The organism is Oerskovia sp. Root22 (assembly GCF_001429135.1).
Lineage (GTDB): Bacteria > Actinomycetota > Actinomycetes > Actinomycetales > Cellulomonadaceae > Oerskovia > Oerskovia enterophila.
The window spans coordinates 25,732-40,112 of sequence record NZ_LMIL01000010.1; the positions used below are offsets into that span (position 1 = coordinate 25,732).

Consider the following 14,381-nt stretch of genomic DNA (forward strand, 5'->3'; position numbering starts at 1 on the left):
TGCTGCCTGCTCCTGCGTGCTCCGGCCTACTCCTTGGTCGAGAACGCCGCGTCGAACGCCGCGTCGGGAGCCTCGAACGCGTACTGCTTGACGAACGCCAGGGCCTCGGGCGCGCCCACGAGGCGGTCCATGCCCGCGTCCTCCCACTCGACCGAGATCGGGCCGTCGTACCCGATGCTGTTGAGCATCCGGAAGCTGTCCTCCCACGGGACGTCCCCGTGGCCCGTCGAGATGAAGTCCCACCCACGACGCGGGTCGGCCCAGGCCAGGTGCGAGCCGAGACGGCCGTTGCGGCCGTTGTGCATGCGCTTTTTGGTGTCCTTGCAGTCCACGTGGTAGATCCGGTCCTGGAAGTCCCAGAGGAACCCCACCGGGTCCAGGTCCTGCCAGACCATGTGGCTCGGGTCCCAGTTCAGGCCGAAGGCCTCGCGGTGGCCGATCGCCTCGAGCGTGCGGACCGTCGTCCAGTAGTCGTACGCGATCTCGCTCGGGTGGACCTCGTGCGCGAAGCGGACCCCGACCTCGTCGAACACGTCGAGGATCGGGTTCCAGCGGTCCGCGAAGTCCTGGTAGCCCGCGTCGATCATGGCCTGCGACGCCGGCGGGAACATCGCCACGTACTTCCAGATCGAGGACCCCGTGAAGCCGACGACCGTCTTGACGCCCAGCTTCGCCGCGAGACGCGCCGTGTTCTTCATCTCCTCGGCCGCGCGCTGACGCACGCCCTCGGGGTCACCGTCGCCCCACACCCGGTCCGAGAGGATGTCGCGGTGACGCTGGTCGATCGGGTCGTCGCACACCGCCTGTCCCTTGAGGTGGTTCGAGATGGCGTAGACCTTGAGCCCGTGCGCCTCGAGCAGCGCGAGCTTGCCCGCGACGTACTCGTCGTCGTCCCAGCGCCAGGGGTCCAGGTGGTCGCCCCAGCAGGCGATCTCCAGACCGTCGTAGCCCCAGCCGGACGCGAGGCGTACGACCTCCTCGAAGGGCAGGTCGGCCCACTGGCCGGTGAAGAGGGTGATCGGTCGTGCCATGTCGGTGTCTCCTTCGTTCCGTCGTGCTGCGGGTGCGCCCTGGTGCGGCGTGCACCCGGGTGCGCTGTGGTGGGCTGTGGTGCGGCGTGCTCGGTGGTCACCGCCGCGCCTGGGTTCAGGGGCGCTTGGCCGCCGTGGCCCGACGGCGGAGCACCAGCACGGCTCCGGCGGCAGCGAGCAGCACGACCGCACCGACGACGATCGCGGTCGTCGGGACACCGGTCCCGTCGTCCTCGCTCGTCGCCGAGGCCTCGTCGCCCTGGCCGGCGGCGTCCGCCTCCGTACCGGCGTCCTCCGCGGGAGCGGGCGGGGCCGCCGGGGGGACCACGTCGATCTGCGTCGTCGCGGTCGTCGCGACGGGCGTCGTGGTCGTCGCGGTCACGGTCCAGTTGCCCTCGCCCAGGACGTCCGGGGCGGACGTGTACCAGCCGACGCCCTCGGAGGCCGAGGAGAGCTGGATCGGGCCGACCTCGGTGCCCTCCGCGGAGACCGCGGTGACCATGACGTCGACGATCTCCTCGACGGGGTGCCCGTCGGTCTTGTACGTCACGTTGACCGACACCCCGCCGGCACCGTCGCCGCCGATCGACAGGATGATCTCCCCGCCGTGGGCGCTCGCGGGGGCTGCGCCGAGCACCGAGGCGAGCAGCAGGACGGCCCCTGCCAGGACCGCACGCAGCGCGTGCGAGAAGGGGCGGGGGCGTGGGGTACGCGTCCGGTCGGGACCGGAGCTCCGGTTCGCCTGCTGAGTCATGTCGCTCATCACCTCGTCGTGAAAGAAAGGGGTCGTGCGTCGGGCTGCGCGGCCCGGCGGGCCGCGCGGTGGTGCTGGTCCTGCGGGTGGTGCTGGTCGTACGGTAGGTGGCTCCCGGCACCAGCCGGAGCACCGGGTTCCGGTGCCGGGAGCCGGCACCTCCTCGTCGTCGACGCGGAAGTGCCAGACGTGCTGACGAGCCTCGGCCATGGTGCCGACGTCCCGGCCGAAGGGTCGTCGACGCCACACGTCGGTCGAGGCTCCTCAGCCCGCCCGTCAGGGGCGGTGGGGCCGCGGTTCACCGCGGCCCCACCGGTGATCGGTCAGCCGCAGCTCGCCGCGGCGTGGTCGATCGTGTACGTGCTGGTCCTCCCCTCGGCGTCGGTCACCGTGACGGTGACCTGACCGGCCTCGATCGACGCTGCACGGGTCGCGAACGACTGGTGGGCGGACTTGCCCGCCGCCACGCCCGTGAAGGTCTTGGTGCCGTAGGCCGAGCGCACCACGATCGTGACCGGGGCGTCGCCCGTGTTGACCGCGGTGACGCCGAGCGTCACCCGGTTCGCCACGCACTTCGGTGCGGCCGTGACGGTCGCGGGGACCAGCTCACCTGCCGGCACCTCGAGCGAGGAGGCCGTGACGTTCCCGGCCGCGTCCGTGGCCCGGTAGGCGAGGGTCGCCGCGGCGTCGCCGACGGCGACCGGTGCCTCGTACGCGACCCAGGTCGTGCCGTCGAGCGAGTACTCGACCGACGCGATCCCCGAGACGTCGTCCGTGGCCGTGATCTCCACCGTGCGGTCCTCGCGCAGCGTCGCCGCCGCGGTCGGTCCGTCGCCGTCGATCTTGACCGCCACGTCGGCGCCCGTCACGTTCTCGGTGCCGGCCGAGGCCCGCACCTTGATCGTGTGCTCACCCGGTGCGTCCACGACCACGGGGGCCGTGTACTCGGCCCACGCTCCGCCGTCGAGCTGGTACTCGCGGTAGACCTGCTGGCCCGCCGCACCGCCCGTGGTGGCGACCGTGACGGTCACCGGACCGGTCCACCAGCCGTTCGCGCCCGACGGCGAGGCCGGGTCGAGCGACCCGCTCACCGTGAGCGGCTCGGCCTGGGGTCCCACGACGCGGAAGTACTCGAACGTCGCGGTCGCGGAGGCCTTCTGGCCCGCCCCGAGGGCGTAGAGACCGATCTTCGCGTCCGCCAGACCGGGGTTGGTCACCTTCTGGGTGATCTCGGTCCAGGTCACGCCGTCGGCGCTGTAGGACCCCGTGAACGTCGTGCCCACCTTGGCCATGCGCAGCCACCAGACACCCTGCGTCAGGCTGTTGACGTTGGGCTGCGGGTTGAGGACGGTCGAGCCGGCCTCGCTGCGCATCTCGATCCCGCGGTCGATCGCCGCGCCGGGCTGGTTCTTCGTGATGAAGTCCAGCTTGACGTAGTTGTCGTCGTCGCCGTAGAGGATCAGACCACCCTGCTGGTACTGCTGGTCGAACGTCGAGCCGTCGACCTTGGTCTCGACTGTCCAGTCACCTGCCGGCTGGTCCTGCAGGACGATGTTCGGCACGTCGGTGTTGCCCGTACCGAAGATGTCCGTCGGGGTCGTGTCGATCTCGAGCTTGCCACCGGCCACCCGGAGGCCCGACGCGTCAGGACGGACCACGGAGCTCCAGCGGCAGCCGTCGAGCGACGTGCCCTCGAACTCGTCGTCCGGCCCGGCCGCGGTGGCCGTGTCGTCCGGCGTGATGTGGAACCAGTCGAACTTCGCGTCGACCACGTCCGGGACGGAACCGTCGTTCGCGAACGCGACGAGCCCGATCTTCGGGTTCACGAGCCCGTGCAGCGACTTGGTCTCCGACATGGCCGTGAAGTCCAGGCCGTCGGCCGAGTAGTACGCCCGCAGGTTCGACCCGTCGCTCGTGTAGCGCACGTAGAACGTGTCCGGGAAGTCCGTCGTGATGTTCACGTTGGATGCCGCGACCTCGTTCGGCGCGCCGTTCTCCTCGCGGATGAACTGGAAGACGCGCGAGTTCGGGTTGGCCCCGGTCCCGCGGCCCTGGATGACCATCTTGGCGTAGTTGTCCCCGTCGCCCCACAGGAGCAGACCGGCCTGCTGGTACTGCGCGCGTGCCGGGAAGGTGACCTTGGTGGTCGCCGTCCACGGACCCGAGGGCAGGTCCTGCAGGACGATGTTGGACACCGGTCCCTCGCCCTGGCCGTAGAAGTCCGCCTTGCTCGCGGGGATCACCAGGTGACCGTCCGCGACCGCGAGCTTCTGGTCCCGACGGATGATCGTGGACCAGCGGTCCTCGTCCACCGCGGTGCCCGTGAAGTCGTCCGAGCGGCCCGAGAAGCACATGACCGGACCGGACTCGTTGACCTTGATGTTCACGTACTTGACCGTGTAGGCGCCGCCCGCGTCGGTCACGCGGACCTGCAGACGGTAGGTGCCCGCCGCGGTGTACGTGTGCGAGAACTCGGGGCCGCCGTCGACGAACCCGCCGCCCAGCCCGTCGTCCCACGCGTAGACCAGGTCGGAGGCCTCGCCGTCGGGGTCGGAGCCCGTCGCGGTCGCGGTGACCGTCAGCGGGGCCGAGCCGACCAGGGTGGGCACGTCGAGCTCGACGTCGGGACGGATGTTGTCCGTGACGCCGCGGCCGTCGATGTCCATCCAGTTGACGTTGATGCCGCCCGAGAGCAGGACGAAGTAGAGCGTCCCGCTGCCTTCCGGCACGTTCGTGAGCGGCGTCGAGACGTCGCGGTAGACCTGCCAGTCCCCCGTGTTCGGCACGGTGATCCGGCCGACCTCGGGGCCGTCCGGTGCGTCCCAACGCAGCGAGACCACGCCGTTCGCGTTGGGCGAGGCGACGCGCAGGCTGATGGCCTCGACGTTCGTCAGGCTCACGGGCTCGTGCGCCCACCAGTCACCGGGCTCGATGTAGCCCAGGTTCTGACCGCCGCCCGCGGAGTCCGCGGTGGTCTCCTTCTGGACGCCGGGGGTGCCGCTGGTCCCGATCGAGGTCTCGCGACCCGTCGAGGTGTAGAACTCCGACTGGACGCGCTTGGGCTGGAGCACCTGGAGCGCGTTGCCCGTGAGGGGCACGCCGGCCTCGCCGCCGTCGTCGGTGTAGGAGCCCTCGATGACCCAGAAGATGTTCGACTCGATGCCGTGACCCTCGTCGCGGGCGGTCTGGAGGACCCCCTCGCAGCCGTACAGCTCCTCCATGGGGTGAGCGTGCGAGTCGTGTCCGAGCGAGGTGCGCAGCGCGACCGACGAGCAGTCGACGTCGCCGTCGGGGTCCTCGACCGTGATCCGGTAGCGGACCTGGTCGCCCCACTCGAAGAACCCGCCGTTGTCCGGGAACTCGATCTTCACCGTGGGCGCCTGGTTGCCGACGACCACCGTGACGTTGGCGACGGCGAACTTGCCCTTGCTGTCGGTCGCGGTGAGCTGGGCGGTGTAGGAGCCGTTCTCGGTGTAGGTGTGGGTCGGGTTCGCCTCGGTCGAGGGCGCGGAGCCGTCGCCGAACGTCCACTGGAGGGCGATCGGTTCGCCCGCCGGGTGACGCGTCCCCTCGGAGGAGAACTGGACCGTCAGGGGAGCCGCACCGCTCGTCACGTCCGCACGGGCGTGAGCGATCGGCGAGGGGTCGCCCTGGACGTAGTTGACCTTGTAGACCGCGCTCGAGTCGTTGTTGCCGCCGAAGCCGGAGCCCCAGTCGATCACGTACAGCGCGCCGTCGGGCCCGAAGTCGAAGTCCATGGGGCGGTCGAACCCGTTGGACGGGTCGAGCACGCCCGGCATGATCCGGTTGATGTCGACGATCTGGTCACGCTTCTCGCCGTCGAGCTGGATCGAGAACATCGTGCCGTGGTTCCACTCGCCGAACAGCGCCTTGCCGTCCCAGTACGCGGGCCACTTCACGTCGGAGTCGAGCTCGGGGTCGAACTCGTAGACGGGGCCGCCCATGGGCGCACCGCCGCCCCCGATCTCGGGGAACTGCGGGTTGGCCGCGCCGGTGTACCAGATCTCGGCGGCGATGGCGGCCGGGAGCTTCTGGATGCCCGTGTTGTTGGGCGAGTCGTTGGTCGTGCCTGCCGCGCAGTCGAACGACGCACCGGACTGGCCGGTCGCGAAGTTGTAGTCGACGTACGACGTGTTGGCGCCCGTGCAGTACGGCCAGCCGTAGAAGCCCGGCTCGCTCACGACGTTCCACTCGACCGCGCCGCGAGGACCGCGAGCGGGGTCGGCCGCACCCGAGTCAGGACCGTAGTCGCCGACCAGGACGTTCCCGGACGCGTTGTCGATACCGATGCGGAACGGGTTGCGGAAGCCCATGGCGTAGATCTCGGGCCGTGTCTTGTCCGTGCCCGGGGCGAACATGTTGCCCTCGGGGATCGAGTACGTGCCGTCGTCCTCGGGCGTGATGCGCAGAACCTTGCCGCGCAGGTCGTTCGAGTTCGCCGAGGAGCCCTGGGCATCGTAGTTCTTGCGGCCGGGACGCTCGTCGGTCGGCGTGAAGCCGCCGGACTCGAACGGGTTGGTGTTGTCGCCCGTCGCGAGGATCAGGTTGCCGTCCTCGTCGAAGATCATGTCTCCGCCCGCGTGGCAGCACGTGTCGCGCTGCGTGGTCACGGTCAGGAGCTTCTTCTCGCTCGTGGGGTCGAACGTCCTCGACGCGGTGTCGTAGGTGTAGCGCGAGATCCGGTTGTGCGGGCCGTCCGACCCTACGTTCGCGGGCGACCAGTAGGCGTAGAGCCAGCCGTTCGTCGCGAAGTCCGGGTCGAGCACCAGGCCCAGCAGCCCGTCCTCGTTGGCCTGCGTCACGTTGAGGCTGAGCGCCGTCGTCGTGACGTTGGCGTCGTGGTCGATGCGGCGGACGCGACCGTCACGCTCGGCGTAGAACACCGTGCCGTCGGGCGCGACGTCGAGCATCATGGGGTTGCTCGTGTCCTCGTCGAGCGCGACGCGCTCGAAGCTCGCGCTCTGCGTCGCGTTGCAGTCCGAGTCGACGACGCCCGCGGCGGTCTGGATGCCGCCCAGCAGGTGCTCGACGAATCCCGGCTCGGTGTAGCTGGCCTGGGTGTGCCCGCCACCGGTGTACCAGGAACGGCCGCCCTCGTAGGTCTGGCACCACGCGATCGGGTGGTCCGAACCCATCTTCGCGCTGCCCGCGTCGTAGGAGGTCTCGTCGAGGCTCGCGAGCACGTGGACCGTGTCGCGCGGGCTCGTGCGGAAGTTGTACCACTCGTCGTGGCGGTCCCAGCGTGAGGGCAGGTGAGCGGTCGAGGGGTGGACGCCGTCCTCGACCTTGATCGTGGCGTCCTGGTTCTGCGGGTGCCCCGAGAAGTAGGCGCCCACGAGGCCGCCGTACCAGGACCAGTCGTACTCGGTGTCGGACGCCGCGTGCACGCCGGCGTAGCCGCCGCCGTTCGCGATGTACCGCTCGAACGAGGCCTGCTGCTCGGTGTTGAGCACGTCCCCGGTCGTCGAGAGCCAGATCACGACCTCGTACTGCGCGAGGTTCTCGTCGTTGAAGGCGGCCGCGTCCTCGGTGACGTCGACCGTGAAGCCGTTCTCGGTCCCGAGCTTCTCGATCGCGGCGATGCCCGCCGGGATCGCGTCGTGCCGGAACCCGGCGGTCTTGGAGAAGATCAGCGCGTCGAAGGGGGCCGCGGCGGCCTCCTGGGGCACCACGACGGACGTGGTGGCGGACTGGGCGGCACCGGGGGTGGCGGCGAACGCCGCCGCCCCGGTCGCCATGGACAGTGGGAGCGCCACCGCGGTAGCGGCGACGGCCGCGACCGTGCGCATCGTTGCGCGCGGGGCTCTCCAGAGCACGTTTCTCACCTAGGACTCCTTGTGATGATGGGACAAGGGTGCTGCGCTCCGGGGTGTCGACGGCTTCGGCCGTGACCCGTCGTCACCGGTGGCGGACCTGCTCCGCCGGGCACCGTGCACCACGTCGCGCGTCGGCGCGTGGCCCCCGCTCGTGGCGGGTCGAGGGACCTCCTCTCAGATCTGCTGCCAGTCGCTGTCGGACGCAGCGCTGCGCTCGACGGCTTCGAGGATTCGCTGGACGGCCAGGCCGTCGGCGAAGGACGGGGTGGGCTGGGTGCCGGCCGCGACGTCGCGCACGAGGTCGACGGCCTGGTGCGTGAACGCGTGCTCGTACCCGAGCCCGTGACCGGCGGGCCACCAGCTCGCGATGTACGCGTGCTGCGGCTCGGTCACGACGATGCGCCGGAAGCCCGCGACCTGCGCGTCGTCCGAGGCGTCGAAGAAGTGGAGGACGTTCATGTCCTCGAAGTCGAACGCGACCGACCCGCGCGACCCGTTGATCTCGAGGCGGATCGCGTTCTTGCGGCCGTAGGCGAAACGGGTGGCCTCGAAGACCCCGAGCCCGCCGCCCGTCAGCCGCGCGAGGAAGACCGCGGCGTCGTCGACCGTGACGGGGCCCTTCTCGGTGCCCCCCGTGCCGGACAGGCCCGAGAAGTCCGTGGCGATCGGCCGCTCGTCGACGAACGTCTCGAGGATGCCCGAGACCCCCGTGATCGACTCGCCCGTGATGAACTGCGCGAGGTCGATGATGTGTGCGCCGATGTCGCCCAGGGCACCCGAGCCGGCCTTCGTCTTGTCGAGGCGCCACGAGAGCGGCACGTTCTCGTCGGCGATCCAGTCCTGGAGGTACTGGGCACGTACGTGGCGGATCGTGCCGATCCTGCCGTCCGCCACGAGCTGGCGGGCGAGCTGGACCGCGGGGACCCGACGGTAGGTGAAGCCCACCGTGGAGAGCACGCCACGCGCGGCGGCGGCCTCGGCGGCCGCGACCATGAGCTCGGCCTCGGCGACCGTGTTGGCCAGCGGCTTCTCGCACAGGACGTGCTTGCCCGCCTCGAGCGCCGCGATCGCGATCTCGGCGTGCGTGTCGCCCGGTGTGCAGATGTCGACCAGGTCGACGTCGTCGCGCGCCACGAGCTTGCGCCAGTCCGTCTCGACGTCGTCCCAGCCGAGCTTGTGCGCAGCCGCCGTGACGGCTGCGGTGTTGCGGCCGGCCAGCACGCGCATCTCGGGCGCGAGCGGCAGGTCGAAGAACCGCGGTGCGGTGCGCCATCCCTGCGAGTGGGCAGCCCCCATGAACGAGTACCCGACCATGCCGATCCCGAGGGTCGGGTGACCGTTTTCTGCCATCTCAGGCACTTCCTTTCGTGGTGGACGTCGCGGCGGGGCGCCCGCCGGGGCGCTGCGCCCCGCCGGCGACGTCAGGGGTGGGTCGTGCTCAGGACTCGAAGGCCGACGGCAGGTACTCGTCGACGTTGTCCTTGGTCACGACCGGCGCGAAGAGCTGGATCTGACGCGGCACGCCGATCGAGGCGAGGTCGCTCATCGACTTGCCGTGCTCGATCAGACGGGCCAGCTTGATGCCGTCGGCCGCCTGGGTCGAGGGGTAGATGACCGTCGCCTGGAGGACGGTGTCGTCGGCCTCGATCGAGCGCATGACGTTCGCCGAGCCGGCACCGCCGACCATGAAGAACTCGTCACGGCCCGCGTTGTCGATCGCCGCGAGGACGCCGACGCCCTGGTCGTCGTCGTGGTTCCAGATCGCGTCGATCTTGGGTGCGGCCTGGAGCAGGTTGGCAGCGGCCTGCTCGCCGCCCTGGACCGTGAAGTCTGCCGCGACGCGGTTGTTGACCTCGAGCCCGCAGCCCTCGAGCGCGTCGGCGAAGCCCTTGCTGCGGTCCTGGGTCAGGGGCAGCGAGTCGATCCCGGCGATCTCCGCGACGACCGCGTCCTTGTTGTCGCCCAGCTGCTCGCAGATGTAGGTGCCGGCGCTCACGCCCATGCCGTAGTTGTCGCCGAGGACCGTCGAGCGGGCCGCGAACGGGCTCGAGAACTCGCGGTCGACGTTGATGACCGTGATGCCGGCCTCCATGGCCTGGGTCGCGACCTCGGTGAGGGCCGCGCCGTCGAACGGGAGGATGACGATCGCGTCGACGCCGTCGTTGATGAACGTCTCGATCTGGCTGATCTGGAGGTTGACGTCGTTGGTGCCCTCGGCGACCTTGAGGTCGACGTCGTCGTACTTGGCGGCCTCTGCCTGGGCGGCCTTGGTGATGGCACCCATCCAGCCGTGGTCGGCGGCGGGGGCCGAGAAGCCGATGACGACCTTCTCGCCCGAGGCGTCGTTGTCCGACGACGCGCCCGGGGCTGCGGCAGCGGCGCTGGTCTCCGCGGGGGCCGGCGTGTTCGAGGTGCAGGCCGAGGCGAACAGCGCGACCGAGGTGAGCGCGACGGTCGCGAGGGCCAGGCGGCGTGGCATCGGGGTACGGGTACGAGCGGACATGAGGATCTCCCTTGATTCTGGTCCTGCTGGTGCTGGTTGGGACGTGCTGGACGTGCTGGGGGTCCGGCCCCGCGGGGCGGGGTCGTCGTGCGGTGGTGCGGTGCGAGAAGTCCCGACGGCGGGGCTAGTCGGATCTGGTGCGCGAGGCGAAGCGCTGCTGGAGGAGCACGGCGACCACGATGATCACGCCCTTCGCCACGTTCTGCGCCGAGGTCGACATGTTGTTGAGCGTGAAGATGTTGGTCAGCGTCATGAAGATCAGGACGCCGAACACCGTGCCGACGATCGTCCCGCGGCCGCCCACGAGGAGCGTCCCGCCGACGACGACGGCCGCGATGACGTCGAGCTCGTAGAACAGGCCGTTCGTCGAGGACCCGGCTGTGGTGCGGCCGAGCATCATGACCGCGGCGATGCCGGCCGTGAAGCCCACGAGGCAGTAGAGGTACATGAGGTGGCGCTTGACCTTGATGCCCGCGAGGCGGGCGGCCTCGGGGTTGCCGCCGACCGCGATGGTGCGTCGGCCGAACGTCGTGCGGTTGAGGAGGATCCACCCCGCGACCGCGACCACGACGAACATCCACACGAGGACCGGGATCCCGATGAAGTCGGCGCGGAAGAAGGTGAGGAAGGGCTTGACCGTGACGATCTGGGTCTGCCGGTTGGAGATCATCTCGGCGAGCCCTCGGGCGCCGACCATCATGGCGAGGGTCGCCATGAACGCGACGACCTTGCCGTAGGCGATGAGGACGCCGTTGACGAGACCGCAGACCGTACCGACCGCGAGGGCCGTGCCGACCATGACGATCCAGTGGGTGTCAGCGGCCATGGTCTGGGTCGCGAGCGTGCTGGCCCAGACAGTCGACAGGCCCATGACGGAGCCGACCGAGAGGTCGATGCCCCCTGCCGTGATGACGAAGGTCATGCCGATGCTCAGGACGCCGATCACAGCGGCCATGCGGAGGATCGTCAGGACGTTGTCGATGCTCGCGAACCGCTCTCCGGCCGTGACGTAGCCGACGATGCAGAGCGCCACGAGGGCGAGGACCAGGCCGATGTTCCGACCCATCGATCCATTGAACAAATTCCGGCGCGCCGACGCGGGACCGGACGAACCGGAGCTCCCGGCGTGCGCCGACCCGTCCACGACAGTTGCGGTGGACACCTCCTGCTCGCTCACGCGGCACTTCCTTCCATGACGAGGTCGAGCACACCGTGCTCGTCGATCGAATCTGCTGGTCCCTGGTGGACGACGCGGCCCTCCGAGATCACGAGGACGCGGTCTGACAGACCGAGCACCTCGTCGATCTCGCTCGAGACCACGAGGACCGCAGCCCCCGAGGCCGCGAGGTCGCGGATGAGGTTGTAGATCTCGGCGCGCGCCCCGACGTCGACGCCACGGGTGGGCTCGTCGAGCAGCAGGACGCGGCAGCCGCGGACGAGCCAGCGCGCCAGGAGCGCCTTCTGCTGGTTCCCGCCGGACAGCGTCCGCGCGTGCCGCTCGACCCCGGCGGGCCGCAGGTCGAGCGAGACCGCCTGCTCCTGCGCGGCCGACTTCTCGGCCTGCTCGTCGAGGAACCCGCTCTTGGCGAAGCGCCCGAACGTCGAGAGCGTGATGTTGCGGTACACGGGCTCGTCGAGGAGGAGCCCCTGGCTCTTGCGCTCCTCGGGGCACAGGCCGATGCCTGCGTCGACCGCCGCGGCGACCGATCCGGCCCGGAGCTTCGCGCCCCCGACCGTGACGGTCCCCTCGGTCGGGCGGCGCGCGCCGTAGACGGTCTCGAGGATCTCGGAGCGGCCCGAGCCGACGAGACCGGCGAAGCCGACGACCTCGCCCGCACGCACCTCGAAGGAAACGTCCGAGAACTCGCCCTTGAGGCCGAGCGACTCGACTGCGAGCAGCACCTCGGCCTCCTCGGCGACCGGCTCGCGGGCCGGGAAGACGTTGTCGACCGCGCGGCCCGTCATGAGCTTGATGAGCTCGGCGGTGGGCGTCTGCGCGACCTGGAGGTTCTGAGCGACCGTGCGCCCGTCCTTGAGGACGGTGATCCGGTCGCCGATCTGCCGGATCTCCTCGAGCCGGTGCGAGATGTAGACGATCGCGACGCCGCTCGACGTGAGCTCCTGGACCACGCGGAAGAGGTTCTCGACCTCTTCGCTGTCGAGCACCGCGGAGGGCTCGTCCATGACGATGACCCGCGCGTCGTGCGAGAGGGCACGGGCCATGGACACGATCTGCTTGCCCGCGGCGGACAGCTCCCCCACCTCACGGTGGGGCGAGATCTCGGGGTGCCCGAGCCGCTTCATGAGCGCGCGGGTGTTCTTGGCGACGAGGCGCCGGTTGGAGAAGCCGACGGTCGACAGCTCGTGCCCCAGGTAGATGTTCTCGGCGACGGTCAGACCGTCGACGACGTCGAGCTCCTGGTACATGGTGGCGACGCCGAGCTTGAGCGCGGCGACGGGGTGAGGGATGGTGACGGGCTCCCCGTCGATGAGGATCTGCCCCTCGTTGGGCTGGTGTGCACCGGCGAGCACCTTGATGAGGGTCGACTTGCCGGCACCGTTCTGCCCGAGGAGGCAGTGCACCTCTCCGGGGAGGATGTCGAGATCGACGCCGTCGAGTGCTCGGGCGCCGGGAAACTGCTTGACGATGCTCCGCATCTGCAGGAGCGGCCTGGTGGGCTGAGGGTCTGCGTTGACCATGTGAGAGAAACTAGCCGACCTTTTGACGAGCGTCAATCAGAAGGTCTCGATCTTTTGCTTCGTTACCGACCCGTGACCAGCAAAAGTGGGCGCGAGGGTGCGGCGCGCCGGCCGAGACTCTGACTCACGTCCGGCCGCGCGAGCAGGCCGGGACGAGTCGATCAGGAGAGGCAACAAGGGCAGAATGTCGGGGTTCTCACGCTACTGACAGGGGGAGGTGCGAGACTCCGTCCGCCGCGGCGTCGCTGCCGCGGCAAACCACACGCTAGGTCGGCTTCTGTCGATCGTCAAGCAAAAGCCGAAGATCGCAGTACGCTAGAGAGCGCCACCACTGCGTAGTAACGAGAGGCTCCGTGATACATCGTGCCCACCGAGGAACTGCTGAAGTTCGCCCCACGCCCCACAGGCGCCGGGGACATGTTCCAGCTGCTCCGCGACGGCCAACCCCGGACACGGGCTGACCTCGCAGCGATCACCGGGCAGGCGCGGTCCACGATCGCCGCCCGCATCGACCTGCTGATGGCCTCGGGGCTCATCGCGCCCGCGGGCGAGGCGAGCTCGACCGGTGGGCGCCCCCCGGTGACCTTCGCCTTCAGCCCCGGTGCACGGATCGTCCTCGCGGTGGACCTCGGCGCGACGCACGCGCGCCTCGCGGTCACGGACCTCGCCTCGAACGTCCTCGCCGAGATCGACGCACCCCTGTCGATCTCCGAGGGACCGGAGACGGTCCTCGCCTGGGTCGCGGAGACGGGTGAGAAGCTCATCGCCGCGGCAGGACGCGACCTCAAGGACCTCGTGAGCGTCGGCGTCGGTCTGCCCGGACCGGTCGAGCACTCGACCGGCCGGCCCATCAACCCGCCCATCATGCCCGCGTGGGACGACGTCGACGTCCCCGCGATCCTGGGCAAGACCTTCGACGCCTCGGTCCTCGTGGACAACGACGTCAACATCATGGCGCTCGGCGAGCACCGCACGGCCTGGCCCACGGTCAGCGACATGCTCTTCGTCAAGGTCGCCACGGGCATCGGCGCGGGCGTCATCTCGGACGGCGAGCTCCGCCGCGGCGCCCAGGGGGCCGCGGGCGACATCGGCCACATCGCCGTCCCCAACGCGACCGACACGCCCTGCCGGTGCGGCAACATCGGCTGCCTCGAGGCCGTCGCGAGCGGCCAGGCCATCGCCGGCGCGCTCAAGAAGGAGGGCCTCGAAGCCCTCAACAGCGGCGACGTCGTCACGCTCGTGCGCGGCGGCGACCTCATGGCGAGCCACGCCGTCCGTCAGGCCGGTCGCGACATCGGGGCCGTCCTGGCAGCGTGCGTGAGCCTGCTCAACCCCTCCATGATCGTGGTCGGCGGCATCATCGCGGAGGCCGGGGAGCACCTGATCGCGGGCATCCGCGAGATCGTCTACCAGCGCTCGCTCCCCCTCGCCACGCAGCACCTGCGCATCGTCACGTCGCAGGCGCGCGGGCAGGCGGGCGTGCTCGGTGCAAGCGCCATGGCGATCGATCACGTACTGTCTCCCGCAGCGATCGATGCCCTGATCGCGTGAGCGCC

Annotated in this window: 8 protein-coding genes; 1 reads left to right on the top strand and 7 read right to left on the bottom strand. The window is 70.0% G+C overall.

From position 1 onward, the window contains the following. Window positions 1–26: 26 nt before the first annotated feature. From ASE15_RS13930 to ASE15_RS13960, 7 genes are all read right to left on the bottom strand, one after another. Complete coding sequence (locus tag ASE15_RS13930) at window positions 27–1,031, bottom strand: sugar phosphate isomerase/epimerase (protein ID WP_056646348.1); 1,005 nt, start codon at window positions 1,029–1,031, stop codon at window positions 27–29. A gap of 115 nt (window positions 1,032–1,146) precedes the next feature. After that, a complete protein-coding gene (locus ASE15_RS13935; RefSeq protein WP_056646345.1) occupies window positions 1,147–1,794 on the bottom strand; it encodes a hypothetical protein in 648 nt (215 codons plus the stop codon). Window positions 1,795–2,108: 314 nt separating this feature from the next. After that, window positions 2,109–7,631 (bottom strand): ThuA domain-containing protein, encoded by a 5,523-nt coding sequence (locus ASE15_RS13940; protein WP_235534429.1) that lies wholly within the window; start codon window positions 7,629–7,631, stop codon window positions 2,109–2,111. 165 nt (window positions 7,632–7,796) lie between these two features. Beyond that, window positions 7,797–8,972 carry a Gfo/Idh/MocA family protein gene (locus ASE15_RS13945; protein ID WP_056763898.1) on the bottom strand — a complete coding sequence of 392 codons (1,176 nt, stop codon included), beginning with the start codon at window positions 8,970–8,972 and terminating at the stop codon, window positions 7,797–7,799. 88 nt (window positions 8,973–9,060) lie between these two features. Further along, window positions 9,061–10,125 (bottom strand): substrate-binding domain-containing protein, encoded by a 1,065-nt coding sequence (locus ASE15_RS13950; RefSeq protein ID WP_056763900.1) that lies wholly within the window; start codon window positions 10,123–10,125, stop codon window positions 9,061–9,063. Between the two features lie 124 nt (window positions 10,126–10,249). After that, the gene (locus ASE15_RS13955; protein ID WP_369800613.1) at window positions 10,250–11,302 is read right to left on the bottom strand and encodes an ABC transporter permease; all 1,053 of its coding nucleotides are present in this window, start codon (window positions 11,300–11,302) and stop codon (window positions 10,250–10,252) included. Further along, on the bottom strand, window positions 11,299–12,825 hold the full coding sequence (locus tag ASE15_RS13960) for a sugar ABC transporter ATP-binding protein (protein ID WP_056763903.1): 1,527 nt from the start codon (window positions 12,823–12,825) through the stop codon (window positions 11,299–11,301). The genes ASE15_RS13955 and ASE15_RS13960 overlap by 4 nt, the downstream gene beginning before the upstream one ends. A gap of 417 nt (window positions 12,826–13,242) precedes the next feature. Here ASE15_RS13960 and ASE15_RS13965 point away from each other — a divergent pair, with 417 nt between their 5' ends. Next, window positions 13,243–14,376, top strand: coding sequence for an ROK family protein (locus tag ASE15_RS13965; protein WP_056646836.1), 1,134 nt, complete (start codon window positions 13,243–13,245; stop codon window positions 14,374–14,376). The last annotated feature ends 5 nt before the right edge of the window (window positions 14,377–14,381 follow it).